General features: G+C 71.4%; 27 protein-coding genes and 1 tRNA gene. 10 read left to right on the top strand and 18 right to left on the bottom strand.

The window, feature by feature from the left end; all coding sequences use genetic code 11:
- Nucleotides 1-6: 6 nt before the first annotated feature.
- From FVQ89_RS01020 to FVQ89_RS01035, 4 genes are read right to left on the bottom strand one after another with little or no spacing between them, the layout of a single operon-like run.
- A complete protein-coding gene (locus FVQ89_RS01020) occupies nucleotides 7-426 on the bottom strand; it encodes a molybdenum cofactor biosynthesis protein MoaE (protein WP_147900079.1) in 420 nt (139 codons plus the stop codon).
- Nucleotides 419-1417 carry a bifunctional molybdenum cofactor biosynthesis protein MoaC/MoaB gene (gene moaCB, locus FVQ89_RS01025; protein ID WP_147900080.1) on the bottom strand — a complete coding sequence of 333 codons (999 nt, stop codon included), beginning with the start codon at nucleotides 1415-1417 and terminating at the stop codon, nucleotides 419-421. The genes FVQ89_RS01020 and moaCB overlap by 8 nt, the downstream gene beginning before the upstream one ends.
- Entirely contained in the window at nucleotides 1414-2598 is a 1185-nt protein-coding gene (glp, locus tag FVQ89_RS01030; RefSeq protein ID WP_147900081.1) for a gephyrin-like molybdotransferase Glp, read from the bottom strand. The genes moaCB and glp overlap by 4 nt, the downstream gene beginning before the upstream one ends.
- Before the next feature lie 5 nt (nucleotides 2599-2603).
- A complete protein-coding gene (locus FVQ89_RS01035; RefSeq protein ID WP_147900082.1) occupies nucleotides 2604-3716 on the bottom strand; it encodes a ThiF family adenylyltransferase in 1113 nt (370 codons plus the stop codon).
- Nucleotides 3717-3789: 73 nt separating this feature from the next.
- Here FVQ89_RS01035 and FVQ89_RS01040 point away from each other — a divergent pair, with 73 nt between their 5' ends.
- The 4 genes from FVQ89_RS01040 to FVQ89_RS01055 are packed head-to-tail and all read left to right on the top strand — an operon-like array spanning nucleotide 3790 to nucleotide 6485.
- A complete protein-coding gene (locus FVQ89_RS01040; protein WP_147900083.1) occupies nucleotides 3790-4203 on the top strand; it encodes a molybdopterin-binding protein in 414 nt (137 codons plus the stop codon).
- A complete protein-coding gene (gene modA, locus FVQ89_RS01045) occupies nucleotides 4200-4967 on the top strand; it encodes a molybdate ABC transporter substrate-binding protein (RefSeq protein WP_255513331.1) in 768 nt (255 codons plus the stop codon). Before FVQ89_RS01040 ends, modA begins: the two co-directional genes overlap by 4 nt.
- The gene (locus FVQ89_RS01050; RefSeq protein WP_147900084.1) at nucleotides 4945-5763 is read left to right on the top strand and encodes an ABC transporter permease; all 819 of its coding nucleotides are present in this window, start codon (nucleotides 4945-4947) and stop codon (nucleotides 5761-5763) included. Before modA ends, FVQ89_RS01050 begins: the two co-directional genes overlap by 23 nt.
- Nucleotides 5760-6485 carry a sulfate/molybdate ABC transporter ATP-binding protein gene (locus tag FVQ89_RS01055; RefSeq protein WP_147900085.1) on the top strand — a complete coding sequence of 242 codons (726 nt, stop codon included), beginning with the start codon at nucleotides 5760-5762 and terminating at the stop codon, nucleotides 6483-6485. Before FVQ89_RS01050 ends, FVQ89_RS01055 begins: the two co-directional genes overlap by 4 nt.
- A 43-nt stretch (nucleotides 6486-6528) precedes the next feature.
- Here the strand turns inward: FVQ89_RS01055 and FVQ89_RS01060 are convergent, their stop codons facing one another.
- Both FVQ89_RS01060 and FVQ89_RS01065 read right to left on the bottom strand, forming a co-directional pair.
- A complete protein-coding gene (locus FVQ89_RS01060) occupies nucleotides 6529-7146 on the bottom strand; it encodes a nucleotidyltransferase domain-containing protein (RefSeq protein WP_147900086.1) in 618 nt (205 codons plus the stop codon).
- 162 nt (nucleotides 7147-7308) lie between these two features.
- Nucleotides 7309-7390: transfer RNA gene (locus FVQ89_RS01065), tRNA-Tyr, on the bottom strand.
- A 141-nt stretch (nucleotides 7391-7531) separates the two neighbouring features.
- Here FVQ89_RS01065 and FVQ89_RS01070 point away from each other — a divergent pair.
- Nucleotides 7532-8545 carry a LacI family DNA-binding transcriptional regulator gene (locus FVQ89_RS01070; RefSeq protein WP_147900087.1) on the top strand — a complete coding sequence of 338 codons (1014 nt, stop codon included), beginning with the start codon at nucleotides 7532-7534 and terminating at the stop codon, nucleotides 8543-8545.
- Here the strand turns inward: FVQ89_RS01070 and FVQ89_RS01075 are convergent.
- A complete protein-coding gene (locus tag FVQ89_RS01075; protein ID WP_147900088.1) occupies nucleotides 8542-9327 on the bottom strand; it encodes a lytic transglycosylase domain-containing protein in 786 nt (261 codons plus the stop codon). The two genes, FVQ89_RS01070 and FVQ89_RS01075, sit on opposite strands and share 4 nt — an antisense overlap.
- Nucleotides 9328-9349: 22 nt before the next feature.
- On the opposite strand from FVQ89_RS01075, the gene FVQ89_RS01080 reads away from it, so the two are divergent.
- On the top strand, nucleotides 9350-9838 hold the full coding sequence (locus tag FVQ89_RS01080) for a YajQ family cyclic di-GMP-binding protein (RefSeq protein ID WP_147900089.1): 489 nt from the start codon (nucleotides 9350-9352) through the stop codon (nucleotides 9836-9838).
- Here FVQ89_RS01080 and FVQ89_RS01085 read toward each other — a convergent pair.
- Complete coding sequence (locus tag FVQ89_RS01085) at nucleotides 9835-10335, bottom strand: DUF4240 domain-containing protein (RefSeq protein WP_147900090.1); 501 nt, start codon at nucleotides 10333-10335, stop codon at nucleotides 9835-9837. The two genes, FVQ89_RS01080 and FVQ89_RS01085, sit on opposite strands and share 4 nt — an antisense overlap.
- Nucleotides 10336-10427: 92 nt before the next feature.
- Here FVQ89_RS01085 and cls point away from each other — a divergent pair, with 92 nt between their 5' ends.
- Nucleotides 10428-11897 (top strand): cardiolipin synthase, encoded by a 1470-nt coding sequence (gene cls / locus FVQ89_RS01090; RefSeq protein WP_255513332.1) that lies wholly within the window; start codon nucleotides 10428-10430, stop codon nucleotides 11895-11897.
- An 86-nt stretch (nucleotides 11898-11983) separates the two neighbouring features.
- Here cls and FVQ89_RS01095 read toward each other — a convergent pair whose 3' ends face one another.
- Genes FVQ89_RS01095 through FVQ89_RS01105 form a run of 3 tightly spaced genes read right to left on the bottom strand, consistent with a single transcriptional unit; the run spans nucleotide 11984 to nucleotide 15214 of the window.
- Nucleotides 11984-13330 (bottom strand): FAD-dependent oxidoreductase, encoded by a 1347-nt coding sequence (locus FVQ89_RS01095; RefSeq protein ID WP_147900092.1) that lies wholly within the window; start codon nucleotides 13328-13330, stop codon nucleotides 11984-11986.
- A gap of 56 nt (nucleotides 13331-13386) precedes the next feature.
- On the bottom strand, nucleotides 13387-14445 hold the full coding sequence (locus FVQ89_RS01100) for a polyprenyl synthetase family protein (protein ID WP_255513333.1): 1059 nt from the start codon (nucleotides 14443-14445) through the stop codon (nucleotides 13387-13389).
- 19 nt (nucleotides 14446-14464) lie between these two features.
- Nucleotides 14465-15214, bottom strand: a complete 750-nt coding sequence (locus FVQ89_RS01105; RefSeq protein WP_255513334.1) for a class I SAM-dependent methyltransferase — start codon at nucleotides 15212-15214, stop codon at nucleotides 14465-14467.
- 86 nt (nucleotides 15215-15300) lie between these two features.
- On the opposite strand from FVQ89_RS01105, the gene FVQ89_RS01110 reads away from it, so the two are divergent.
- Complete coding sequence (locus FVQ89_RS01110; RefSeq protein WP_255513335.1) at nucleotides 15301-16563, top strand: isochorismate synthase MenF; 1263 nt, start codon at nucleotides 15301-15303, stop codon at nucleotides 16561-16563.
- Nucleotides 16564-16572: 9 nt separating this feature from the next.
- On the opposite strand, the gene FVQ89_RS01115 is transcribed toward FVQ89_RS01110, so the two are convergent.
- From FVQ89_RS01115 to FVQ89_RS01125, 3 genes are read right to left on the bottom strand one after another with little or no spacing between them, the layout of a single operon-like run.
- Entirely contained in the window at nucleotides 16573-17403 is an 831-nt protein-coding gene (locus tag FVQ89_RS01115) for a PPK2 family polyphosphate kinase (RefSeq protein WP_147900094.1), read from the bottom strand.
- Nucleotides 17404-17423: 20 nt separating this feature from the next.
- Entirely contained in the window at nucleotides 17424-19082 is a 1659-nt protein-coding gene (menD, locus tag FVQ89_RS01120) for a 2-succinyl-5-enolpyruvyl-6-hydroxy-3-cyclohexene-1-carboxylic-acid synthase (RefSeq protein ID WP_147900095.1), read from the bottom strand.
- Complete coding sequence (locus FVQ89_RS01125) at nucleotides 19079-19444, bottom strand: PLDc N-terminal domain-containing protein (protein ID WP_147900096.1); 366 nt, start codon at nucleotides 19442-19444, stop codon at nucleotides 19079-19081. The genes menD and FVQ89_RS01125 overlap by 4 nt, the downstream gene beginning before the upstream one ends.
- A 54-nt stretch (nucleotides 19445-19498) precedes the next feature.
- Between FVQ89_RS01125 and FVQ89_RS01130 the strand changes: the two genes are divergently transcribed.
- Nucleotides 19499-19858 carry a DUF4229 domain-containing protein gene (locus tag FVQ89_RS01130; protein ID WP_147900097.1) on the top strand — a complete coding sequence of 120 codons (360 nt, stop codon included), beginning with the start codon at nucleotides 19499-19501 and terminating at the stop codon, nucleotides 19856-19858.
- Here the strand turns inward: FVQ89_RS01130 and FVQ89_RS01135 are convergent.
- From FVQ89_RS01135 to FVQ89_RS14345, 4 genes are read right to left on the bottom strand one after another with little or no spacing between them, the layout of a single operon-like run.
- The gene (locus tag FVQ89_RS01135; RefSeq protein ID WP_147900098.1) at nucleotides 19835-20866 is read right to left on the bottom strand and encodes a 1,4-dihydroxy-2-naphthoate polyprenyltransferase; all 1032 of its coding nucleotides are present in this window, start codon (nucleotides 20864-20866) and stop codon (nucleotides 19835-19837) included. The genes FVQ89_RS01130 and FVQ89_RS01135 overlap by 24 nt on opposite strands.
- Nucleotides 20867-20875: 9 nt before the next feature.
- On the bottom strand, nucleotides 20876-22030 hold the full coding sequence (locus tag FVQ89_RS01140) for an AMP-binding protein (RefSeq protein WP_187264845.1): 1155 nt from the start codon (nucleotides 22028-22030) through the stop codon (nucleotides 20876-20878).
- Nucleotides 22031-22034: 4 nt separating this feature from the next.
- The gene (locus FVQ89_RS01145) at nucleotides 22035-22922 is read right to left on the bottom strand and encodes a 1,4-dihydroxy-2-naphthoyl-CoA synthase (RefSeq protein ID WP_147900099.1); all 888 of its coding nucleotides are present in this window, start codon (nucleotides 22920-22922) and stop codon (nucleotides 22035-22037) included.
- Nucleotides 22919-23284, bottom strand: coding sequence for a hypothetical protein (locus FVQ89_RS14345; RefSeq protein WP_187264847.1), 366 nt, complete (start codon nucleotides 23282-23284; stop codon nucleotides 22919-22921). The genes FVQ89_RS01145 and FVQ89_RS14345 overlap by 4 nt, the downstream gene beginning before the upstream one ends.
- Nucleotides 23285-23343: 59 nt before the next feature.
- Between FVQ89_RS14345 and FVQ89_RS01155 the strand changes: the two genes are divergently transcribed.
- Complete coding sequence (locus tag FVQ89_RS01155) at nucleotides 23344-24318, top strand: o-succinylbenzoate synthase (RefSeq protein WP_255513337.1); 975 nt, start codon at nucleotides 23344-23346, stop codon at nucleotides 24316-24318.
- Nucleotides 24319-24343: the final 25 nt, after the last annotated feature.

A 24343-nucleotide genomic window follows, 5' to 3' on the forward strand; every position in this document is an offset into this window, starting at 1 on the left:
GGGCCGCTACAGGCCCAGCCATTCGCTCGTGCCCTCGGCCAGGTGCTGGCGCTTCCAGATCGGCGTCGACTCCTTGATGCGGTCGACGAGCCGTCCGCAGGCCGCGAAGGCCTCGGCGCGGTGGGGCGCGGCGACGACGGCGACGAGGGCGACATCGCCCACGGCGAGCTCGCCGACACGATGCCAGGCGGCCACCCGCAGGCCGGTGTCGGCCGAGACCTCCGCGCACGTCTGGGCGAGGAAGCGCTCGGCATCCGGATGCGCACGGTAGTCGAGACCGCGCACGGATGCGCCGTGGTCGTGATTGCGCACGACACCCTCGAACACGACCACCGCGCCATCGGCATCCGTCGTGACGAACGCCTCGAGTGCCGCGCGATCCGGCGGATCGTCGCTGACCCGGGCGAACACACGCGACTCAGTCATGGCCGCCTCCGGCGAGCTGGTGGTGCAGATGCGCGAGCAGCGGCTCCAGCGCGGCGATGCCATCACGCACGGCGCCGGGTGATCCGGGCAGGTTCACGACGATGCTGCTCCCCGCGATGCCCGCGAGCGCCCGGCTGAGAGCTGCGCCCGGAGCGGTCGCCCGGCCCGCCGCACGGATCGCCTCGGCGATGCCCGGCAGCTCGCGGTCGAGTACGGCGCGGGTCGCCTCGGGGGTTCGGTCGTCGGGGTGCACGCCCGTACCGCCGGTCGTGACCACGAGGTCGGGAGCGTCGGCGAGGGCCGTACGCAATGCGCCCTCGATCTCGGCGTCGGCCACGACGAGCGGCGCGTCGACGCGGTAGCCGAGGCCGCCGAGCCATGTGACGAGCGCGGGGCCCGTGGTGTCGGCGCGCGTCCCGGCGGCAGCGGAGGTGGATGCGACGATCACGGCGGCCGAGCGGGGAGGTGCGTCGGCGGCGTGGGGGTGGGCGTGTGCATCCGCATGCGGGGACGTCGAGCCACCCTCCCGCTCCCAGTGACCGTGCCGACCGCCCGACTTCTCGAGCAACCGGATCCAGCCGAGCACCGCCGCCGGATCGACGGCCTTGATCATGTCGTGGAGCGTGAGACCGGCGATCGCGACCGCCGTCAGCGCCTCCATCTCGACTCCCGTGCGCGCGGTCACCGTCGCCGACGCCTCGATGAGCACCCGATCATCGGCGAGCTCGAAGTCGACCGTGACCTGGTCGAGCGGCAGCAGGTGGGCGAGCGGGATGAGTTCGCTCGTGCGCTTCGCGCCGGCGATGCCCGCGAGCCGAGCGGTGACGAGAACGTCGGCCTTCGGCAGTCCGTCGCCGCGGATGAGTCCGATCACCTCGGGTGTGGTGACGATCTCGCCGGCGGCGCGGGCGACGCGACGCGTGACGGCCTTCGCCCCCACGTCGATCATGCGGGCGCGACCGTCGTCGTCGAGGTGGGTGAGCTCGCTCATAGGGCCACGGTATCCACCCGCGCACCCGCGGGCAGGTCGCCGACCGTCGCGGGGATGTCGAGGAGCACGTCGGCCGCCGCCAGCGCGGCCGCGAGGTGCGAGCCGACCCCGCCGACCGGCTCGACTCCCTCGTCGGTGCGGCGGGCGCGGAGGAACCGGCGCCGACCCGGGGGCACCGAGATCGGCGCCGACAGTCGTGCCGTGTCGCGGACCCGCGGCGGAAGCGCCGCCGCCTCTCGCAGCGCCGGGGAGAGGAAGAGCGCGAAGCTGATCTGGGCGCTCACGGGGTTGCCGGGGAAGGCGACCACGGGCATCCCGTCGACCGCGCCGTGCGCTTGCGGACCGCCCGGCTGCATCTCGACGGTGCCGACCGTGCCGCCCACGGTCTCCAGCAGCGCACGCACCGGCTCGTAGTCACCCATCGAGATGCCACCACTCGTGACCACGAGCTCGGCGCCCGCCTCGCGGACTCGCGCGACCGCATCCTGCAGGGCGCGGGGGTCATCGCCGACCCGCTCGACCGCCACGAGCTGTGCGCCGTCCGCACGCACAGCCGCGGCGAGCGCGACACCGTTCGCGTCGGGGATCTGGCCGTCGGCGAGCGACTCCCCCGGCTCGACGAGCTCGCGTCCCGTGCTGATGACGGCCACACGGATGCGTTCGCGCACAGGCACGTCGCGCACCCCGGCCGCCGCGAGCGCGCCGAGATGCCGCGCCTGGAGAAGGACGCCCGCGCTGAGCAGCAGGCCACCGCTCGGCAAGTCGCTGCCCGCCTCCCGCACATATGCCCCGAGCGGCACGGAGGCAGCGAACCGCACGCGCCCGTCCGTCTGCTCCACGGCCTCCACCGGCACGACGGCGTCGGCCCCGTCGGGCAGCGGGGCACCGGTCATCACCTTCATCGCGACCCCGGCGGGCAGCGACGGCGCGGCGACTCCGGCAGGTACCGCGCCCGCGACCGCGAGCTCCGCGGGCGCATCGGCGAGGTCGGCGGCGCGGACGGCGTAGCCGTCCATCTGCGAGTTGCGGAAGGGCGGCAGATCGATCGGAGTGCGCACATCCGCTGCGAGAACCCGGTCGAGCGCGTGATCGAGCGCGACCGTCTCGCTGGGGCGCCGCAGCACCGGCTCCACGAGCGCCGCGATCCGCGCCGCGTAGTCCTCGACGGGGATCCGCTGCATGGAGTTCAGTATCGCGGCACGGACGGGTCGACCGCCCGGCTCCAGGAGTCGATCCCCCCGCGCAGGTGCCGCGCGTCGGCGAAGCCCGCCTGCCGCAACAGGTCGAGCGCACGAGCCGAGCGCACCCCGTGGTGGCAGTACACGACCGTGGGGAGCCCGGGGTCGAGTTCGGCGATCCGAGCCGGCAGCTCGCCGAGGGGGATCACCGTGGCGCCGGGCAGCGCTGCCGCCTCGACCTCCCACGGTTCGCGCACGTCGAGCAGGAGGGGCGGGGTGTCGGATCGCAGCACTGCGGCGAGCTCGTCCGGCTCGATGCCCGCATCCGCGTCTGGCGCGGGCGTCGCGGCCTGCGGGGCAGCTTGCGGGGCGGCAGGGCGCGTCGGCGGCCCGCTCGTGTCACGATCCGGATCACGGGCGAAGTCGAGCCGTCGCATCGCGCCGGTCAGCGCATCGACATCGATCACCGATCCGACGAGCGGTGTGCCGACGCCGGTCAGGAGCTTCAGCACCTCGGTGGCCATGAGACCGCCGATGGTGGTGCACACCGTGGGCAGCACGCCCGCAACCTCGCAGGTGTCCGGATCGTCCGTCGGCTCGGGGAAGAGGTCGCGGTAGTCCACGCCGTGCGCGCCCCACACGACCCCCGCCTGGCCCGAGAAGCGCAGCGCGGATCCCCACACGAGGGGGATGCCCGCGGCGGTGGCCGCGTCGTCGGCGGCGAAGCGGGCGGCGGCGTTGTCGGAGGCATCCACGAGCACGTCGGCACCCGCCACGATCTCCGCTGCTGATCGCGCGTCGAACACCAGTGCCACCTGCACGACGCGTAGCTCGGGCGCGATCTCGGCGAGACGCTCGGCAGCGGACTCGACCTTCGCGCGACCGACGTCGCCCGGACCGTGCAGGGTCTGGCGGTGCAGGTTCGTCTCGTCGACGACGTCGGGGTCGACCACGACGAGGGTGCCGACACCGGCAGCTGCGAGCGCGGGCAGCACGGCGCTGCCGAGCCCGCCCGCGCCGATCACGACCACCCGGGCATCCGCGAGACGCCGTTGGCCCTCGGTGCCGAAGCCGGGCAGGATGCGCTGGCGGGCGTAGCGGGGCGAGGTCGCCAGATCCATTCTCAGATTGTTCCACCTGTCGAGAAGGCCGCAGATGCGGCTAGCATCGCGCCATGAGAACGCGGATGCGGCGATGAGCGGGTTCAGCGTGCGTGAGGCGGCGAGCCTTCTCGGGGTGAGCGACGACACGGTGCGGCGGTGGGCAGAGGCCGGGCGGCTCTCGATCACGACGCCTCCCGGGGGTCGGCAGACGATCGACGGCATAGAGCTGGCCCAGCTCGCGGAGGAGCTGGCCGCGGAGGCGCGACGGGGTGCGGAGTTCCCGGGCACGGCGATGTCGTCGCGCAACCGCTTCACCGGGCTCATCACGCGCGTGCAGCGCGACGGCGTCATGGCGCAGGTCGACATCCAGGCGGGGCCGTTCCGGGTGGTGTCGCTCATGACCCGGGAGGCGGCCGACGAGCTGGCTCTCGAGCCGGGCATGCTCGCCTCCGCGGTCGTGAAGGCCACGAGCGTGAGCGTGCAGCTGCCGGGCGGCGGAGCGTGAAGCGGTTGCTGCGCGTCGCCGCGATGGCGATCGGGGCGAGCGCGCTCCTGAGCGCATGCGGCGGAGCGACTCCGGATGCGGATCAGGAGGGGCTCGGCACGATCACGGTGCTCGCCGCGGCGTCCCTGACCGAGAGCTTCGACGCGCTCGCCGCGGAGTTCGAGCGCAGCCATCCGGGGTCGCACATCATGCTCTCGTATGGGGGCAGCTCGGGGCTCGCCCAGCAGATCGTCGCGGGTGCGCCCGCGGATGTGTTCGCATCCGCCGATGAGGCGACCATGTCGACGGTCGACGAGGCGGGGCTCGCCGCCGATCCCACTCCGTTCGCGAGCAACACGCTCGAGCTCGTGGTGCCGGTGGGCAACCCGGGGGATGTGAACGGGATCGACGATCTCGCGCGCGACGAACTCGTGGTGGCGCTGTGCGATCCGGCGGTGCCGTGCGGGGCGGCGGCGGTCAGGTTGCTCGACCTCGCGGGGGTGGCGGCGGCGCCCGACACGCTCGAACAGGACGTGAAGGCCGTGCTCACCAAGGTGACGCTCGATGAGGCGGATGCGGGACTCGTCTACGTGACCGACGGTCGCGCCGCCGGTGGCGAGGTAGAGGAGCTCGCGATCGACGGGGCGGACGAGGTGCGGAACCGCTACCTCATCACCGCCGTCGACGGCGGCCCGAACCCGCGCGGCGCGGCGGCTTGGATCGCGTTCGTGACGGGTGAAATGGGGCGGGAGGTGCTGGCGGATGCTGGCTTCGGCGAGCCCTGACCGGCGGCCGCGTCCCAGCGCGCTGCTCGTGGCGGTCGCCGCGATCGGCGTCGGCGTGCTCGTGCTGCCGCTTGTTGCGCTCCTCGTGCGTGTGCCGTGGCCCGAGCTGCCGGGGCTCCTCGCGAGCGGCCCCGTGCTCGAGGCCCTCGGACTGTCGTTCCTCACCGCCTCGATCTCGACTCTCGTGTGCGTGGTGCTGGGCGTGCCGCTCGCGGTCGTGCTCGCGCACGCCGACACCTGGCGCACCCTGCCGCGCCGCCTGCTGCGCACGGCCGTGACCGTCCCGCTCGTGCTGCCACCGGTCATCGGCGGGATCGCCCTGCTCATGCTCTTCGGGCGGAGCGGCGTGCTGGGGCCCGCACTGGCGGCGCTCGGCGTCGGCCTCCCGTTCACGACCCCCGCGGTCGTCATCGCCCAGACCTTCGTGGCTCTGCCGTTCCTCGTGTTCGCGGTGGAGGGCGCGCTGCGCGGACTCGATCGGCGCATCGAGCAGGCGGCGGCGACGCTCGGAGCGAGCCGGATGCAGACCTTCGCGCTCGTGACCGTGCCGACGGTGGGCCCGGCGATCGCGGCGGGCGCGATCCTCTGCTTCACTCGCGCGCTCGGCGAGTTCGGCGCGACGATCACCTTCGCCGGCTCGCTGCCGGGCGTCACCCGCACGCTGCCGATCGCGAGCTATCTGGCCTTGCAATCGGAGCCGGGGGATGCGATGGCCCTCGCCGTCGTGCTCCTCGCGGTTTCCGTGCTGGTGCTGCTGGTGCTGCGCGATCGCTGGGCGCCGGGGATCACGCGATGAACGGGCTCGAGGCGAGGCTGACGCTCGAGCGGCCCGGCTTCCGACTGGAGCTCGCCGTTGAGGTGGCGCGCGGTGAGACCGTCGCCCTCCTGGGGCCGAACGGGGCCGGGAAGTCGACCGCGATCGCCGTGCTCTCGGGTCTGCTCGCCCCCACCCCCGGGCGCGTGGTGCTCGGAGGCCGGGTGCTGGACGATACGGCGGCCCGAGTACATGTCGACCCGGCGCGGAGGCGGGTGGGTGTGGTGTTCCAGGATCTGCAGCTGTTCCCGCACCTCTCGGTGCGCGACAATGTGGCGTTCGCGGCCTGGGTCGGCTCGCGCAGCCGGCGGCGGGGGCGCATGCGCGCCCAGGAATGGATCGAGCGCTTCTCGCTCGAGGCGCTGGCGGACGCCCGTCCCCGGGAGCTCTCCGGTGGTCAGGCGCAGCGAGTGGCGCTCGCGCGTGCGCTCGCATCCGAGCCGGATGCGCTCCTGCTCGACGAGCCGATGTCGGCGCTCGACGTGGAGGCCCGCGCCGACGCCCGCGCGGAGCTCGCCGAGCACCTGCGGGGATTCGACGGCCCGACGGTCCTGGTGACGCACGACCTCGCCGACGCCGAGGCACTCGCGGGTCGCGCGCTCGTGCTCGAAGGCGGACGGGTCACGCAGGCGGCGACGCTCGCCGAACTCCGCGCCGCGCCGGCGACGCCGTACGTCGCGCGGCTCGTGGGGGCAGGAGCGTAGGCCTCTCCGATCGACATCTCAGCGAGCGATGCGTCCCTGGGATTCATGGCAGCGACCGGAGCACCGGAATCGGCCCGAGACCATCGATGGGGCGTGCGTGCTCCTCCCACTCCTGCACCAACGCCGACCCGCGAGCGGCGAGATCACGAAGCTCGGTTTCGGTGACGTCAATCACTTGCCCCTCGTTGCCCGTGATCTCCTCGATCCGGTCCGCGATGGCTGACGCGCCGCGCAGCCGATCGTCGATGCGAACGGAGTCATCAAGAACCAGAAGCACGTCAAGGTCGCTGTCGGGGCCCGCGGTCGATGTCGCGACCGAGCCGAACACCGCGACCCGCACAGATTCGTCGAACTCGTCCCGAGCGACGTCGACGATCTCCTTCTCGAAGGCGACGCGTGAGGCCAGCAGACTTTCGAGGGGCCCCCAGTAGACGTGGCGACGGTTCAGCCCGAACAACGTGGCATGTGAGGTCTCGGTCGCCGTCACGAGGCCGATCTCTCCGAGCCGACGGAGGTACCGGTGGGTCGACGAGGGGCTCGCGCCGCCAGACAGCTTGGCAATCTGCCTCCCGCTGGTCGGGTCGGCGAGGCGTGCCAGTGTGCGCAGGATCGCGGCCTCAGTTGACCCTAGGAGGTCGGCGCCCGGTGCGGTGAGGAGCATGGCGGTATTGTCTCAAATTTGAGACGGTTGCGTCAATATTGATACATTCGTGGTATTCGATCCCACGGGATCGGCCGCAGAGCTCGTCGAGGCGTAGACCTCCGCGCCCCACGAAACGACGAAGCCCCCGTGAATCAGTCCGATTCCGGGGGCTTCCGCGTGTGGCGAGTGAGGGATTCGAACCCCCGAAGGCTACGCCGGCTGATTTACAGTCAGATCCCTTTGGCCGCTTGGGTAACTCGCCATGTGCGCGCCCGGCCGGTGTAGTCACCGACCGGATGCGCCACACAAGAATACAAGGTCCGGAGCGTCCCCGAGACCACAGCCCGCTCCGCGCGGAAGCACGCTCGGTAGACTGCGGGCAACATCCAGCGCAGGAGGACGCGTGGCCGGCATCCACGAGGTGGCACGGCTCGCGGGTGTTTCCGCGGCGACCGTCTCTCGGGCACTGTCCGGCCGAGGCGCCGTCTCGGCGGCCACCCGGGAGCGAGTCCAGGCAGCCGCGACGCAGCTCGGATACGTCGTCTCATCGAGCGCATCCGGCCTCGCCACCGGCCGCACCCGCAACGTCGGCGTCGTGATCCCGTTCCTCAATCGCTGGTTCTACAGCGCCGTGATCGAGGGGGCGGAATCGGCGCTCCTCGAGCAGGGCTACGACCTCACCCTGTACAACCTCGGCGGCAGCGCCGACGAACGTCGGCTCGTGTTCGAGCACTTCCTGCTGCGCAAGCGGGTCGATGCGGTCATCGCGATCTCGCTCGAGCTCACGCCCGCCGAGGTGGAGCGGCTCATCGCCCTCGACAAGCCCATCGTCGGGGTCGGCGGCCCGCTCGCCGGCGTGCGCACCCTCAGCCTCGACGATGAGCAACTCGGCCGCATCGCCACCGAGCACCTGCTCTCTCTCGGGCACACCGCCATCGCCCACATCGGCGGTGACGCCCTCGAGATGGACTTCCACCTGCCCACCCATCGCCGCCACGGATACGAGACCGCGATGCGCGCCGCCGGCCTCGACCCGGCGGAGAGCCGGTTCCACGCCGCCGACTTCACGATCCCCGGCGGACACCGCGCCGCGACCCAGCTGCTCGCCGACCCCACCGCGCGACCGACGGCGATCTTCGCGGCATCCGACGAGATGGCGATCGGCGCGATCCTCGCCGCGCGCGACCTGGGACTCGACGTGCCCGGCGACGTCTCGGTGATCGGCATCGACGACCACGAGCTGGCCGGGTTCTTCGGCCTCACGACGATCGCGCAGTTCCCGGCGCTCCAGGGGCGGATGGCGGTGCAGGTGCTCATGGACGAGTTGCACCCCGACCCGCGCACGTCCCGCAGCCTCAACACCGAGCTGCCGCACGAGCTCGTGGTGCGATCGAGCACCGCGGCGCCCCGCGGTTAGCTCGACGGCGACGCCAACGCTTCCGCGGCGTCCTCCGTGTAGCGGATCGCGTACTGCGCGACCGTGCCGAGGTACACCTCCGGCGCGTTGTACGAGCGGATGCCCGCGCGCCAGCCGTCCTCCGTGTCGAACGCGGTGCTCGCCCGGCAGAGATAGTTCGCGGCTGAGAGCGCCGCGTCGAACACGTTCTGCGGATCCTCCACGCCGTCCCCGCCACCATCGACGTGCCAGTTGCGCCACGCCTCCGGGATTAGCTGCATGGGACCCACGGCGCGATCCGCGTCCGGGTCGCCGTCGATCTCGCCGTCGTCGCTGTCGGGCACGAGCGCTACGCCCTCGCCGTCGAGCGCGACGCCGAAGATCGGCGGGACGGCCGTGCCGCCCTCGTCGAGACTCGAGCCGTCATGCCGCCCGTGGTCGGATTCGGTCGCACCGATACCGGCGAGGGTCTCCCACCCGAGCCCGCACTCGGGCATCTCGCGGGCCTTCGCGATCGCGGCCCCCGCGTACGCGGCGAGCGCGACCTCGGGGATGCCCGTCACCGCCGCCACCTCGGCCACCCACTCGGCATCCGCGAGCCCTGTGATCCCGGGACCGGATCGCGGATCCGCCGCAACCGGCGGCTCGGCCGGCGGCGCCCAGCTGGGCAGCGGCTCCGGTTCGGAGAAGATGCCACCCCCTCCCGCGCGCGGCGCAAGGAAGACCGCGATCGCGACCACGACGACCGCGAGCCCCGCCACCACAGCGGCGACGATCGCGAGAGGACGCAGGACGGCACGCATCAGTCAGACCTACCATGGCCACATGGCAGATTCCTCTTTCGACATCGTCAGCAAGGTCGACACGATGGAGGTGCAGAACGCCCTCAGCCAGGCCCAGAAGGAGATCGCGCAGCGCTACGACTTCAAGAACGTGGGCGCGTCGATCGAGTTCTCGGGCGAGAAGATCCTCATGAAGGCGGCCTCCGAGGATCGCGTGAAGGCGGTGCTCGACGTGTTCGAGCAGAAGCTCATCAAGCGCAGCATCTCGTTGCGCTCGCTCGACGCGGGCGACCCCTTCGCCTCCGGCAAGGAGTACCGCATCGAGGCGCGCATGAAGGAAGGCATCAGCTCCGACGACGCGAAGAAGATCTCGAAGATCATCCGCGACGAGGCGCCGAAGTCGATCAAGTCGCAGATCCAGGGCGACGAGCTGCGCGTGCAGTCGAAGAGCCGCGACGACCTGCAGGCGACCATCGCGCTGCTGAAGGGCAAGGACCTCGATGTCGCCCTGCAGTTCGTGAACTTCCGCTAGAGGTTCATCTCGGCCCAGGCGGCGATCGCCGGGTAGCGCGAATACGCCTCGTCCTCCTCGAACGGCTGACCTTCCGGCTCCGCATCCGGATCGGGCCCGTCGTCCGAGAACTCGAGCTCGCGCTCCTCCAGCAGGTCGAGCACCACGTATTCGAGCTCCTCGTTCTCCAGTTCGGTGGTGTCGAAGTAGGCGACGAGCCCGTGCGGGTCACGGGCGGCCTGCTCGACCGCATCCGCTCCCTTGCCGATCAACCACGACCGGAAATAGTGGAACGAGTCGTCGCCCATGCCGCCCTGCGCCACGAAGCCGGCGGCCCAGACGTCCCAGGTGCCCAGGCGCACCAGCTGCCGCCGGTACTCGGCGCGGAACGAGATGAGCTCGTCGTCCGAAAGATCTTCCAGCACCCCGCCCAGGGCTCCCGCGTCCGCGGACGGATCCTGCGGTGAGCGCCCGTCGCGGGCCTGATCGATGAGCTCGAAGAAGCGATTCTGGTTCACTCTCGGATGCTAACGCCGACCTGCGACGGCGGCTCGACCCCACCGGACGCTCCATCATGGCGCGGCGCACTCCGACACGACAGACTGATCCCGTGGACGAACAGCTCATCGCCTGGCTTTCGCTCGCGACGCTCGTCGGGCTGCTGCTGATCGACCTGGGGGTGCGCATCACGGCGCTCATCGTCGTGCCCCGCAACCGCCGCCCGCAGACGGCGACCGCCTGGCTGCTCGCGATCTTCTTCATCCCCTACTTCGGCATCCTGTTCTTCCTGATGTTCGGCAGCGCGCGGCTGCCGAAGGGTCGCCGCCGGAAGCAGCGCGAGATCAACGAGTACATCCTCGAGACGACCGAGGGCATCGACCTCGTGCGCAAGGACCCGAGCTGGCCGGAGTGGCTGGAACCGCTCGTCGAACTGAACCGCACACTCGGCTCGATGCCGCTCGTCGGCGGCAACACGGCGCGGATGTGGTCGGACAACCAGGAGTCGCTCGATGCCATGGTCGACGAGATCCGTCAGGCGAAGCGGGTCGTGCACGTCGAGTTCTACATCCTCTCGCTGGACGAGACCACGCGACCGTTCTTCGAAGCGCTCGCCGAGGTCCGCGCCCGCGGGGTGAAGGTGCGGGTGCTGCTCGACCATCTCGGCAACTTCCAGTACCCCGGATACCGCCGGACGAAGAAGTTCCTCACCGAGGCCGGGATCGAGTGGCACCTGATGCTGCCGCTGCAGCCGTTCAAGCGGAAGTTCCAGCGACCCGACCTGCGCAACCACCGCAAGCTCGTGGTCATCGACGGCGAGATCGCCTTCACCGGATCCCTCAACGTCATCGAGACGCCGTACCAGCGCAAGAAGAACCACAAGCGCGGGCTGCACTGGAAGGACTATTGGGCGAGGTTCGAGGGGCCGGTTGTCGCCGGGATCGACGCCGTGTTCGTGACCGACTGGTACTCCGAGACCGACGAACTGCTCGTGCGGGAGTCCGCACCGGTGCGCACCATGGGCGACGGCGATATCGACTGCCAGGTGGTGCCGAGCGGTCCCGGGTTCTCGGTTGAGAACAACCTGCGCCTGTTCAACTCGCTCGTCTACAACGCGCAACGGCGCATCGTGCTCGTGAGCCCCTACTTCGTGCCCGACGACTCGATGCTCTACGCCGTGACGACCGCCGCGCAGTCGGGGTTGCACGTCGAGCTGTTCGTCTCCGAGATCGGCGACCAGTTCATGGTGTACCACGCGCAGCGCAGCTACTACGAGGCTCTGCTGAAGGCGGGGGTGAAGATCTACCTCTTCCCCGCGCCGACGATCCTGCACGCGAAGCACATGACCTTCGACGACGAGGTCGCGATCATCGGATCGAGCAATATGGACATGCGCTCGTTCACCCTCGACCTCGAGATCTCGGTCATGGTGCACGGCGGGTCGTTCCTCGCCGGGCTGCGCGAGGTGGAGGACTCCTACCGTGCCGTCAGCCGCGAGCTGACTCTCGAGGAATGGCAGAGACGCTCATTCGGCACCCAGACCCTCGACAACCTGATGCGCCTCACCGCCGGCCTCCAATAACCCCGCGAGATGTCGAAAAGTGCGGGTTTCGGCCCGCGAGATGTGCAGATATGGACATCTCGCGGGATGGGGCGGGGCGGGGCGGGTCAGGGGCGGGAGACGCGGACCATGTCGTCGCGGGGGACGACCTTGATGCGGGCGCGACCCTCGGGCTCGCCGAGCGCGATCTCGTGGGCGTCGAGGCGGTGCCAACCTTCGAGGTCCGTGTACTCGACACCTCGCTCATCGAGTAGCCGCACCACGGCGTCCTCGTCGGGCTCCGCCGGGCTCCACCAGCTCGCCTGATCCTTCACGAGGTGCGAGATGGTCTCCATCGCATCCGACTTGGTGTGCCCGATGAGACCCACGGGCCCACGCTTGATCCATCCGGTCGCGTACACGCCCGGCACGATGTTGTTGTCCTTGTCGAGCGCCTGGCCCTCGTGGTTGGGGATCACGCCGTGCTTCTTGTCGAACGGGATGCCCGGCAACGGCGAGCCGAAGTAGCCGATCGCCCGGTACACGGCCTGCACCGGCACCTCGCGGATCTCTCCCGTGCCGCGCACGCCGCCCTCGCCATCCGGCTCAGTGCGCTCGTACCGAAACGCGGTCACGCCGTTCTCGTCGCCGAGCACCTCGAGCGGCTTCGCATAGAAGTGCAGATGCAGTCGCCGCGACGCGGCCCCCACCTCGCGCTGACGCCACTGGCCGAGCACGCGATCGATCACCAGCACCTGCTTGTTCGACTCGATCGCGCGGCGTGAGGCCTCGTCGTAGTCGAAGTCCTCGTCGTAGACGATCATGTCGACGTCGCGCAGCTCGCCGAGCTCGCGCAGCTCGAGCGGGGTGAACTTCACCTGCATCGGTCCGCGGCGGCCGAACACGTGCACGTCGGTCACCGGTGACGCCTGCAGCCCCTCGTAGACGTTCGCGGGGATCTCGGTGGGAAGCAGATCCTCCGGATGCTTCGCCAGGATGCGCGCTACGTCGAGCGCGACGTTTCCGTTGCCGACGACCGCCACCGACTCTGCCTCGAGCGGCCAGGTGCGGGGGAAGTCCGGGTGCCCGTCGTACCAGCTCACGAACTCCGCGGCGCCGTAGCTGCCGGGGAGGTCGATCCCGGGGATGTCGAGCGATGCGTCGCGCACGGCACCGGTCGCGAAGATGACCGCGTGATAGTGGTGCTTGAGGTCGTCGAGGGTGATGTCACGCCCGTACAGCACATTGCCGAAGATGCGGATGTCGCCCCGGTCGAGCACTTCGCGCAGGGCCGTGATGATGCCCTTGATGCGCGGGTGATCGGGCGCGACACCGTAGCGGACGAGGCCATACGGCGCGGGCAGCTGCTCGAACAGGTCGATCGAGACGTCGAACGAGCGCTCGTGCTTCAGCAGGATGTCGGCGGCGTAGACACCGGCGGGGCCGGCGCCCACGATGGCGAGGCGGAGCTTCATGCGGGAGTGGGTCCTTTCGTGTGCGCCGGGGGGCGCGGCGATGCGTCGAGCCGCAGCTAGCTGGAGCGCTCGACGATCGCCTGGGCGAAACGGGTGAGGGACTTCTTGACCGGTCCCTGCGGCAGAGGTGCGAGAGCAGCAACCGCGGCATCCGACCAGCGGTTCGCTTCCGCGAGCGTGGCCGCGGTGACGGGGTGGTCGCGTAGCTCGGCGACCGCGGCGGCGAACACGGCCGGGTCATCGGCGGCGGCGCCCTCTTCCAGGCGCTCCACGAGTGCTGCGGCCGCGGCATCGGTCTCGGCCTCGCGGCGCAGGTAGAGCAGCGGCAACGTGGGCACGCCCGCTCGCAGATCGGTTCCCGCCTGCTTGCCGGTCTCCTCGATGGCCGTCGAGAGATCGATGACGTCGTCGATCAGTTGGAACGCGACGCCGATCCGCTCACCGAACTCCTCGACGGCCGGCTGGTAGGCCTCGTCGGCGTGCGAGAACACGACGCCCACGACCGCCGCGCACGAGATGAGCGAGCCGGTCTTGTCCGAGAGCACCTGCAGGTAGTGCTCGATCGGATCCTCGTCGGGGCGGGGCCCGACCGTCTCGTGCAGCTGCCCGAGGCAGAGGCGTTCGAACACGTTCGCCTGCAGAGTCAGGGCGCGCTCGCCGAGCGTCGCGATGAGCTTCGAGGCACGCGCGAACAGGAGGTCGCCCGTGAGGATCGCGACCGAGTTGCCCCACACGGTCTGCGCGCTCGGCACTCCCCGCCGGACCTGAGCGTCGTCCATGACGTCGTCGTGGTAGAGCGAGGCCACATGGGTGATCTCGACCGCCTGTGCAGCGCGCACCACCTCGTCGGTGATGCCCTCACCGAGCTGGGCGGTCAGCAGGGCGAGCACGGGGCGCACCCGCTTGCCGCCGGCGTCCATGAGGTAGCGGCTCGTGGCATCCGCGATGTCATCGGCGAACGCCAGCTGCTCGGCGAGCCCCGCCTCGACCCGTTCGAGTCCCGCCTCGATAGCGCGGGCGAAGCCGCGTTCCTCGCCCGAGGCGAAGAGCGCGTCGCCGAGTCCCAGCGAGGCGCCGAGAGTCCGGCGTCGAGCGAGCGAGTTGGTCGGGGTCACGATGGGCCGATCTGTGGTGTCAGGTGGTCGTGCGCGGAGCGCGACGGCGGGCGGCGGAGGCGCGGGTGGCCGCATCGGCCGGCTTGCGCCCCCGGTGCAGGGCGACGACGCCCCCCGTGAGGTTGCGGTAGGCGACTCGGGTGAACCCGGCGCCGCGGATCCAGCGGCTCAGCTCCTGCTGATCCGGCCACTGCTCGATGGATTCCATGAGGTACCGGTAGGCGTCGGGGTTGGTGCTCGCGAGCTTCGCGACGACGGGCATGCCGAGCTTCATCCACGCGTCGTAGCCGAGCCGCATGACGGGGTTGCCGGGGTGCGAGAACTCGCACACCACGAGGCGCCCGCCGGGCTTCAGCACGCGATACATCTCGGCGAGCGCGGTGAGCGGATGGGCGATGTTGCGCAGCCCGAAACTGATGGTGACGGCGTCGAACTCCTCGTCGCCGAACGGGAGCTTCTCGGCGTCGGCCTCGACGAACTCGATGTCGGGCTGGCGACGGCGCCCTTCGGCGATCATGCCGGGCGAGAAATCGGCTGCGATGACCCGCGCACCGGACTTCGCGATGGCCGCGGATGACGTGCCGGTACCGGCCGCGATGTCGAGGATGCGCTCACCCGGCTCGGGGGCGATCGCCTTGACCGTCGCAATGCGCCAGAGCACCGAATTGCCGACCGAGAGGATGTCGTTGGTGCGGTCGTACCCGCGCGCGACGTCGCTGAACATGCCGGAGACGTCCTCCGGCCTTTTGTCCATATCCGCCCTGTTCACCACGGGCCATCCTATCCGGGCCGTATGCCGAGGGGCCGGGCCGTTGGGCCCCGCTGCCCGTCCCCCGCCCGGCTTAGGCTGGTGGGGTGACCGATCCCGTGGGCGAGCTGCCCGTGCTGACCTCCCTCACGCGCGTGGTCGACCCGGTGACTTCCCTGTTGCCGCTGCTCGATCCGGTGTCCCCGCTGCTGTTCATGCGACGCGGCGAGGGAGTTGCCGGACTCGGCGAGACCCTGCGGTTGACCTTCCGCGGGCCCGACCGCATCGCTCAGGCCGCCGAGACGTGGCGCCGGATCGCGCAGGCCGCGACTGTGGTCGACCAGGTCGGGATATCGGGAACCGGCCTGCTCGCCTTCGGCGCCTTCACGTTCTCGGCGGAGTCCGAGTTCGAGAGCGTCCTCATCGTGCCGCAGACGATCGTGGGTCGGCGCGACGGCGTCAGCTGGGTCACGCAGATCTCGATCGCCGGCACCCCGTCCGCTCCCCGGGAGCCGGAGGCGATCCCGCTCGGCGCCGAGTTCCGCATCTCGCTTCAGCCGGGCACGGTCGACCGCGAGCGCTACCGCAAGATGGTCACGGATGCCGTCGCCCGCATCCGCACGGGGCCGTTGCGCAAGGTCGTGCTCGCCCGCGATCTCGTGGGCCACGTCCCCGCCGGAGGCGACATCCGCCGCGTGCTGGTCGATCTCGCCCTCGGCTACCCCGACACGTGGACATTCGCGGTCGACGGCCATATCGGCTCGAGCCCCGAGACGCTCGTGCGGGTCAACCACGGCCAGGTGTCGGCACGTGTGCTCGCCGGCAGCATCGCGCGAGGCGCGGACGCCGAGAGCGACCATGCGGCGGCGGTCGCCCTCGCAACCTCCACGAAGGACGTCGACGAGCACCGATACGCGGTGCAGAGCGTGCTCGCCGCCCTCGGCCCGCACGCGCGCGGGGCCGACGGCCGGGGGGTCGCCGCGAGCGAGTACCCGTTCGCGCTCAAGCTGCCGAACCTGTGGCACCTCGCGACCAACATCGAGGGCACTTTGAGCGACGGATCGTCGGCTCTCGATCTGGCGGCGGCGCTGCACCCGACCGCGGCCGTCGCAGGAACGCCCACGGCAGCGGCGCTCGAGACCATCCGCGAGCTCGAGCCCCTCGATCGCGGCCGCTACGGCGGGCCGGTCGGCTGGGTGGATGCGAACGGTGACGGCAAGTGGGCCGTGTCGCTGCGCTCGGCCGAAGTGGATGCCGAGGGCGGCATACGCGCCTTCGCCGGCGCGGGCATCCTCGCCCCGTCCGACCCGGATGTCGAGTTCGACGAGACCGCGCTCAAGTTCCGCCCGGTGGCCGAAGCGTTCGGCTGACGGGTCGCCTCAGCCGCTCGCGCGCAGCGCCGCCTGCTGCGCGGCGACGTCGAAATCGGGTGGCGGCCAGTCCTGGCCGAGCGAGCGCAACGCATCCGTCAGGATCTCGGCCACGGCGAGCCGCGAGTACCACTTGCGGTCCGCGGGCACGACGAACCACGGAGCCTCGTCAGTGGAGGTGCGCTCGATCGCCACCTGGTAGGCATCCTGATAGTCGTCCCACAGCGCCCGCTCGGCCAGGTCGCCGGGCTCGAACTTCCAGTACTTGTCGGGGCGCTCCAGTCGCTCGGCCAGCCTGCTGCCCTGCTCCGCGCGCGAGATGTGCAGCATGCACTTGACGACGAGCGTGCCCGAGGCGACGAGACGCTGCTCAAAGTCGACGATCGCGCCGTAGCGACGCTCGATCTCGGCGGCGTCGGCGAGCGCACGCACCCGCCCGATCAGCACGTCCTCGTAGTGGGAGCGGTCGAACACCCCGATGATGCCAGGGCGTGGAAGCTCTCGCTCCACGCGCCACAGGAAGTCGTGCGCCAGCTCTTCGGGAGTCGGCCGCTTGAACGCATGCACGTGGGCCCCCTGGGCGCCGACCGTGCCGACGACGTGCCGCACGATTCCGCCCTTTCCCGAGGTGTCCATGCCCTGCAGTACGAGCAGCACGCTGCGCGGGTCGTGCTCGGCGTTGGCGAAGAGCAACTCCTGCCGCCGCTCGAGCTCGGGCCGTCCCTCCACGAGGGACTCCTCGCCCTCCCGCTTGCCACCCGAGAACCCGGGGGTGGATCCGGGGTCGACGTCGACGAGCCGGAACCCGGGCCCCGCACGCAACTCATCAGCGAGACTCATGGAGCCACGGTAGTGGCAGGTCAGCGCGAGAGGGCGACCTCGACGATCGTCCGCCCCGGGGAGGGGGTGAGGGCGCCGTCGAGCTGCCCCACCTCGGTGACCAGGCGGTGCTCCCATCCGTACGCCGACGCGAGGGCCGCGAGGTCGACATCCTGCGGGGTGAGCAGCACGCGGTCGGCGAGTGCCGGGTCCGCGGATCGGGCGACCTCGAGTCCGTCGAAGATCGTGCCGCCATGGTCGTTGCCGACGATGAGCTGCAGCCGCGGCCATGGCTCGCCGGCCCCGCCGAGCAGCGACCCCACGTCGTGCAGCAGCGCCAGATCGCCGAGCAGAACGCGCGTGATGCCGGGCCGGGTCTCGTCGCGCTGGGCCGCGATGCCGATGCCCGTCGCGGTCGCGATGGTACCGTCGATGCCCGCGAGGCCGCGGTTCGCGTGTACGCGGATGCGCTTGCCGGGAGCGACGCGATCGAGCTCGCGGATGAGGCGGGAGGCTCCCACGACGAGCCGGTCGTGCGGCCAGCTCGCGTTCCACACGGCCTCGACGAGGCGGCGGCGCGAGACGGGCGCGCGCATCCGCTGGAGCTGCTCGCGCGCGAAGGCCGCGCGCTCCGCGTAGTCGGTGCCGATCGACGAGACCGACCCCTCGTCCTCGTCGAGCAGCTGACGCGACGCGTGCACCCATCGCCTCGCCCACGACGGATCGGGCTCGTCGCCCTGGCCGGTGACGACCACCGCGTCCACGATGCGGGCCGCGCGGCGTCCCGGGTTGTAGGCGTCGAGGCCCCGCCCCCGCACGACGATCGTCTCCACACCGCGCCGCTCGATGAGCGCCGGCACCTCACGGCTGAGGGTCGGATGCCCGAACACGACCACACGCTCGACCCGGTCGCCGAATCCGGCGGCTCCGAGCAGCTCGCGGTACGCGGGCACCAGTTGTGGTCCGAAGCGGGCGCCGCTCGACACCTCGGCGAGGAGCGGTGCCCCGAGCTCGCGGGCGATGCGCTCGGCATCCTCTCCCGCGTCGGCTCCCGCCACGACGACCGTGCCGGGTCGGGGTTCGAGCTCCAGCACCTCAGCCTGCGACGGAGTCGCGGGATCCCACTCGCCCGGCTCCAGATCGGGCAACCGCACCGCCGACGAGAGCGGCTCACGGAACGCGAGGTTCACGTGGCGCGGACCTCGGATGCCGTCGAGCACCTCCGCCGCGAGCGCATCCGCTGCGTCCTCCTCACCGGCGTCGCCGGTCGGCGCCGGGACGTCCCACGAGTGCGGCGCGACGTCGCCGAAGATGCCCGCCTGGCGGGTGGTCTGGTTCGCCCCCACGCCACGCAGCTCCTCCGGACGGTCAGCGCTCACGATGAGCAGGGGCACCCCGGCGTGTGCCGCTTCGAGCACGGCCGGGTGGAGGTTGCCGACGGCGGTACCCGACGTGGTCACGACGACCGCCGGCACTCCCGTCTCGACGGCGAGCCCCAGCGCGAGGAACCCCGCGGAGCGCTCGTCGATGCGCACGTGCAGCGTCAGAAGGCCCGCCTGCTCGAACCGCGCTGCGGCGAGTGCGAGCGCCTGCGACCGGGACCCGGGACACACCACCAGGTCGGTCACGCCGCGGCGCACGAGACCCGCCAAGAGAGCGGTCGCGTAGACGCTCGCCGGGGCGTCGGCGGGCGCGCTCACCGGGGGGACTTCGGGGTGTCGCCGTCGGTGTCGCCGTCGAGCTCCGACAGCCGCTTCTCGAGATCGCGGATGCGCTCTTCCCGCGCCTTCTCCTGCGCGAGACGCTGGAGGAACGCCGGGTCGTCGTCCGGCGCACTCGGCGCTGGGCGGTAGCGACCGTGATTGCGCTGCTCGAGCCGCTCGCGCCCGAGGGTGAACCACAGGATCGGCCCGATGATGGCGATCGCGATGATGATCACGGCCCACAGCCCTTTGGGGAGGGACCGCACGCGAGATGGGTCGATGCGGATGAGGTCGACGATCGCAGAGACCAGCAGCACCAGCGTCAGGATGAACGGCAGGTAGCGCAGCAGAGCGGCCATGTCCCGATTGTAGGCGGCCAGGCCGTGCGGATGCCCGGCGCCTAGAATTGCCGCGTGCCCGCCTGGATCCTCTATTCCCTCATCCGAATCGCCCTCTTCGCGGGGTCGTTCGCGGTGCTGATGCTCCTGCAGGTGCACATCGTGATCTCCGCCGCGGTGGCGGCCATCGTCGGGCTCACGATCTCGTACATCTTCTTCGCACCGCTGCGGGCGCGCATGGCCGCCGAGATCGCCGAGAGCCGCACCCGACGGGGCGACCGCGACGGCTCGGATGAGGTGCGCGGCATCGACGAGGACGCCGAGGACGCGCTCCTCGAGTCGGAGCCCGAGGCCCCTGCCGATCCCGCGGACGGGACGGATGAGACGGACGCGACGGGCGCGACCGACGACTCAGAAGGCGAGCGCCGCGGCTAGGCCGACCTCGAAGGCGAGCGCGGTCAGCAGCGTGAGCCGGAGCGCGGTGACGAGTTCACGCGACGTCCGCGCGGTCATGACGATCAGCACCGCCGGCACTCCCGCGAGCAGCGCGAAGTATACGAACGGCGCGTTCGCGTAGAACAGCACGAAGAACGCGAGGACGCCGAACGGTGCCGCCATGAGCACCGCGTAGAGGATGCGCGAGCCGAGGTCGCCGACCCGCACGGCCACCGTGCGCTTACCGGCGAGGGCATCCTGGGCGCGGTCGCGCAGGTTGTTGACGTGCAGCACCGCCGCCGCGAAGAATCCGGCGGCGACGCCGCCGAGCCACGCCTCGATGCCGACCTCGTCCATTCCGACCTGCACGAGCGTCGTGCCGACGACGGCGACCACGCCGAAGAAGAGGAACGCCGACAGCTCGCCGAGCGCCGCGTAACCGTAGGGCCGTCGGCCACCGGTGTAGAACCACGCGGCCGCGATCGCGACGACGCCCACCGCGAGCAGCCACCAGATCTGGGTGAGCACCACGAGGGCGAGGCCCGCGAGCGCCGCGAGGCCGAAGAACACGAGCGCGACGATGAGCACGTGACGCGGGTTCGCGCGCCCGGATCCGACGAGACGCGCGGGGCCGACACGGTGCTGGTCCGTGCCGCGCACCCCATCCGAGTAGTCGTTGGCGTAGTTCACGCCGATCTGCAGGAGCCCCGCAACCGCGAGGCACAGCAACGCCCGAACCCAGTGGTCGTACCAGACCGTCATCGAGACGGCGGCGGCACCCGTTCCGAGCACGACGGGCCCGATCGCGAGCGCAAGGGTCTGCGGACGGGCCGCCTGGATCCAGGTGCCGAGCGTCGCGGGCTGTGCCTCTGCCGGCGGCCTCCCTCCGGGCCGGCCGCTGCGGCCACGGCCCTTCTTGGAGGGCTGCTTGCCGGATGCACCCCGGGATGTCGCACGTCCCTTCGCACGATCAAGGGCCGCCGGATCGAATCGCTGCTGCTTCGCCACGGAGGAAGCCTACTGAGCTTCTCCGTGACCTCCTGCCAGCTCCCCGCCTGCGAGCTGTGCGAGCGCGCGACGATCGAGCTTGCCCGAGGGGAGGTGAGGCAGGTCCACGACCCGCACGATCCGCTCCGGCCGCGCGGCCGGCCCCAGCCGCTCACCCACGGAGGCCACAGCCACGTCGTCGTCCACCTCATCGCCCGCGGCCACCGCGACGGGGCGCTGGCCCCACCGCGCATCCGGAACCGCGACGACGGCGACCCGATCGAATCCGGGGTGCCGACGCAGTTCCTCCTCGATCGCCGAGAGCGCCACCTTCACACCGCCCGACACGAGCACGTCGTCGAGCCGGCCGAGCACGCGCAGCGTCTCGCCGTCCCACTCCCCCGCGTCGGCGGTGCGGAACCAGCGCTGTCCGTCGTCGTCCACGAAGCGGTCATCGGTCAGCGCGGGGTCTCCGAGGTAGCCGTCGGCGAGCACGGGTCCGGCGAGCCGCACCTCACCGTCGACGACCCGCACCCGTGTCGTGCCGATGGGTCGCCCGTCGTACACGCACCCGCCGCTCGTCTCGCTCGAGCCGTAGCTGCGGACGACGCGGATGCCCGCCCCACGCGCCCGGTCCACGAGCGGCGCGGGCGTGGCCTGCCCGCCCACGAGCACGGCCTGGAATCGGGCGAGGGTCGCGCGGGCGGCGTCGTGGTCGAGCAGCGTCGCCAGCTGGGCCGGCACGAGGGCGGTCGCGTGGGCGAGGTCGGGGGTGAGGCGCGACGCGGCGTCCACGAACGCCTCCGGTACGAAGGGTCCGGGGGCGACCGCGACAGGATCGCTGCCCGCGCTGAGTGATCGAGCGAGCACGTTGAGCCCGGCGATGTAGTGCACGGGAAGCGCGAGCACCCACTGCGCCGGTCCGCCGAGCGCCGACTCGCTCGCGGCCGCGGAGGCGAGCACCGCATCCGCGGGGAGCACGACGCGCTTCGGGCGTCCGGTCGATCCGCTGGTCTCCACCACGAGCCCCACATAGCGCGGCACCTCGGCGGGCAGCGGAGTGGGATCCGACCCTGCAGCACTGGACGCGACGAAGAGTGCCGGTCCCCCTGCGAGCGCCGAGCGAAGCGCCGCGAGCACCGCATCCGGCCCCGCGGACGCGGCGACGCGCGCGAGCGGTCTCATCGGGCTAGAAGTGCCAGGGGTAGGCCGACCAGTCGGGATCACGCTTCTCGAGGAACGCGTCGCGACCCTCGGCAGCCTCGTCGGTGCCGTAGGCGAGCCGTGTCGCCTCGCCCGCGAAGACCTGCTGCCCGACCATCCCGTCGTCGACGGCGTTCATCGCGAACTTGAGCATGCGGATCGCGGTGGGGCTCTTGCCGAGGATCGTGCGGGCCCACGCGAGGCCGGTGGTCTCGAGCTCCGCATGCGGCACGACGGCGTTCACCGCCCCCATCTCGTAGGCGCGGTCGGCGTCGTACTCCTCCGCGAGGAAGAACACCTCGCGAGCGAACTTCTGGCCGACCTGCCGCGCGAAGTACGCACTGCCGTACCCCGCGTCGAACGAGCCGACATCCGCGTCGGTCTGCTTGAAGCGGGCGTGCTCTCGGCTGGCGATCGTCAGGTCGCAGACGACGTGCAGCGAATGCCCGCCACCCGCCGCCCAGCCGGGGACGAGCGCGATGACGACCTTCGGCATGAAGCGGATGAGACGCTGCACCTCGAGGATGTGCAGGCGTCCGGCACCGGGCGCCTCACCCTCGCGGTACTCGTAGCCGGCGCGCCCGCGGATGCGCTGGTCGCCGCCGGAGCTGAACGCCCATCCGCCGTCCTTCGGGCTCGGGCCGTTGCCCGTCAGCAGCACGACGCCGACACGGGGGTTCTGGCGGGCGTCGTCGAGCGCGCGGGCGAGCTCGTCGACCGTCTGCGGACGGAACGCGTTGCGCACCTCGGGTCGGTTGAAGGCGACGCGCGCGACGCTGCCCGACTCGTCGAGGTGGTAGGTGACATCGCCCAGCCCCTCGAATCCGGGAACCTCGCGCCAGACCTCGGGGTCGAAGAGCTCCGAGACGGTCACATCGCCCCCAGCCAGCTCAGGCCGCCCAGCACGACGACGGGGTTGAGGATCACGCCGACGACGATCGCGGCGATGCCCCAGCCGCGCCCCCATCGGCCGACGACGGCGGCGATCCCGGCCATCACGGCGAGGATGCTCAGCAGCACGGCCGAGACGGAGAGGCCGATGCCGACCTCGACGAAACCCTGGGCGAGGAACGCGAGAGCGATGGCCCAGGTGAACACCATGAGGATCGCGATGGCCCCGGCGAGCGCGCCGGGCCAACGGGGTCGGGATGCCGGGGAGGGCTCCTCGTCGATGGCGTCCTCCGCCGGGACCTGCCCGCCGGAGCGCGCCTCGAAGATGTCCAGACCGTCGCTCACCCTCTCACCCTAGGCCCCGGCCTTCGCGCGACCGGGCGCCTCTCCGCGACAATGGGGGCGTGGTGCCCGATGTGGAGGAGCTGCTCGACGGAGCGCACGTGGTGCGTCTTCCGCTCGCCGCGCGCTTCCGCGGCCTGACCGAACGCGAGGCGATGCTCGTGCACGGGCCGCGCGGGTGGGCCGAGTTCTCGCCCTTCGTCGAGTACGGCGACGCCGAGGCGGCTTCGTGGCTAGCTGCGGCGATCGACGCCGGATGGGGTGACCCGGCACCGGTGCTGCGGGAGCGCATCCCGGTGAACGCGACCCTACCGGCGGTCCCCATGGAGAGGATCGCGGAGGTGCTCGCTCGCTTCGACGGCACCCGCACTGTGAAGATCAAGGTCGCCGACGCCGGGGAAACCCTCGCCGACGATGTGGCCCGGGTGCGCGAGGTGCGACGCATCCTCGGACCCGAGGGGCGCATCCGACTGGACGCGAACGGCGGATGGAACGTGGATCAGGCCGAGCACGCCGCGCACGCCCTCGCCCCCTTCGACCTGGAGTACCTGGAGCAGCCGTGCGCGACCGTCCCGGAACTCGCCGAGTTGCGGGAACGGCTCCACGACTGGCAGCTGCCGATCGCCGCGGACGAGAGCGTGCGGAAGGCCGACGACCCGCTCGCCGTGGCGCGGGCCGGTGCGGCGGACCTGCTCGTCGTAAAGGTGCAGCCGCTCGGCGGCGTGACGCGCGCGCTGCGGATCGTGGCGGAGGCGGGGCTGCCCGCCGTCGTCTCGAGCGCGATCGACACCTCGGTGGGGCTCGCGATGGGCGCGCGCCTCGCCGCCGCGCTCCCCGAGCTCGACGTCGACTGCGGGCTCGGAACGGCGGCGCTCCTCGCGGCGGACGTGACCGGCGATCCGCTCACGCCCGCCGGAGGCCATATCGAGGTGCGCCCCGTCGAGCCGGATCTCGCACTGCTCGCCGCGCACGCGGCACCCCCCGAGCGCGTCGCCTGGTGGCGCGATCGCCTGCGCCGCGCGCACGCGCACCTCTGACGTGGGGGCGCGAGTTCGCGACCCG

Origin of the sequence: Homoserinibacter sp. GY 40078 (genome assembly GCF_008017545.1) — a bacterium.
Lineage (GTDB): Bacteria > Actinomycetota > Actinomycetes > Actinomycetales > Microbacteriaceae > Homoserinibacter.

Bases quoted from the DNA above. Each gene is read 5' to 3' on its own strand.
- FVQ89_RS01020 (WP_147900079.1), bottom strand. From the start codon at position 426: ATGACTGAGTCGCGTGTGTTCGCCCGGGTCAGCGACGATCCGCCGGAT.
- moaCB (WP_147900080.1), bottom strand. From the start codon at position 1,417: ATGAGCGAGCTCACCCACCTCGACGACGACGGTCGCGCCCGCATGATC.
- glp (WP_147900081.1), bottom strand. From the start codon at position 2,598: ATGCAGCGGATCCCCGTCGAGGACTACGCGGCGCGGATCGCGGCGCTC.
- FVQ89_RS01035 (WP_147900082.1), bottom strand. From the start codon at position 3,716: ATGGATCTGGCGACCTCGCCCCGCTACGCCCGCCAGCGCATCCTGCCC.
- FVQ89_RS01040 (WP_147900083.1), top strand. From the start codon at position 3,790: ATGAGCGGGTTCAGCGTGCGTGAGGCGGCGAGCCTTCTCGGGGTGAGC.
- FVQ89_RS01050 (WP_147900084.1), top strand. From the start codon at position 4,945: ATGCTGGCTTCGGCGAGCCCTGACCGGCGGCCGCGTCCCAGCGCGCTG.
- FVQ89_RS01055 (WP_147900085.1), top strand. From the start codon at position 5,760: ATGAACGGGCTCGAGGCGAGGCTGACGCTCGAGCGGCCCGGCTTCCGA.
- FVQ89_RS01060 (WP_147900086.1), bottom strand. From the start codon at position 7,146: ATGCTCCTCACCGCACCGGGCGCCGACCTCCTAGGGTCAACTGAGGCC.
- FVQ89_RS01075 (WP_147900088.1), bottom strand. From the start codon at position 9,327: ATGCGTGCCGTCCTGCGTCCTCTCGCGATCGTCGCCGCTGTGGTGGCG.
- FVQ89_RS01080 (WP_147900089.1), top strand. From the start codon at position 9,350: ATGGCAGATTCCTCTTTCGACATCGTCAGCAAGGTCGACACGATGGAG.
- FVQ89_RS01095 (WP_147900092.1), bottom strand. From the start codon at position 13,330: ATGAAGCTCCGCCTCGCCATCGTGGGCGCCGGCCCCGCCGGTGTCTAC.
- FVQ89_RS01115 (WP_147900094.1), bottom strand. From the start codon at position 17,403: ATGAGTCTCGCTGATGAGTTGCGTGCGGGGCCCGGGTTCCGGCTCGTC.
- FVQ89_RS01125 (WP_147900096.1), bottom strand. From the start codon at position 19,444: ATGGCCGCTCTGCTGCGCTACCTGCCGTTCATCCTGACGCTGGTGCTG.
- FVQ89_RS01140 (WP_187264845.1), bottom strand. From the start codon at position 22,030: ATGAGACCGCTCGCGCGCGTCGCCGCGTCCGCGGGGCCGGATGCGGTG.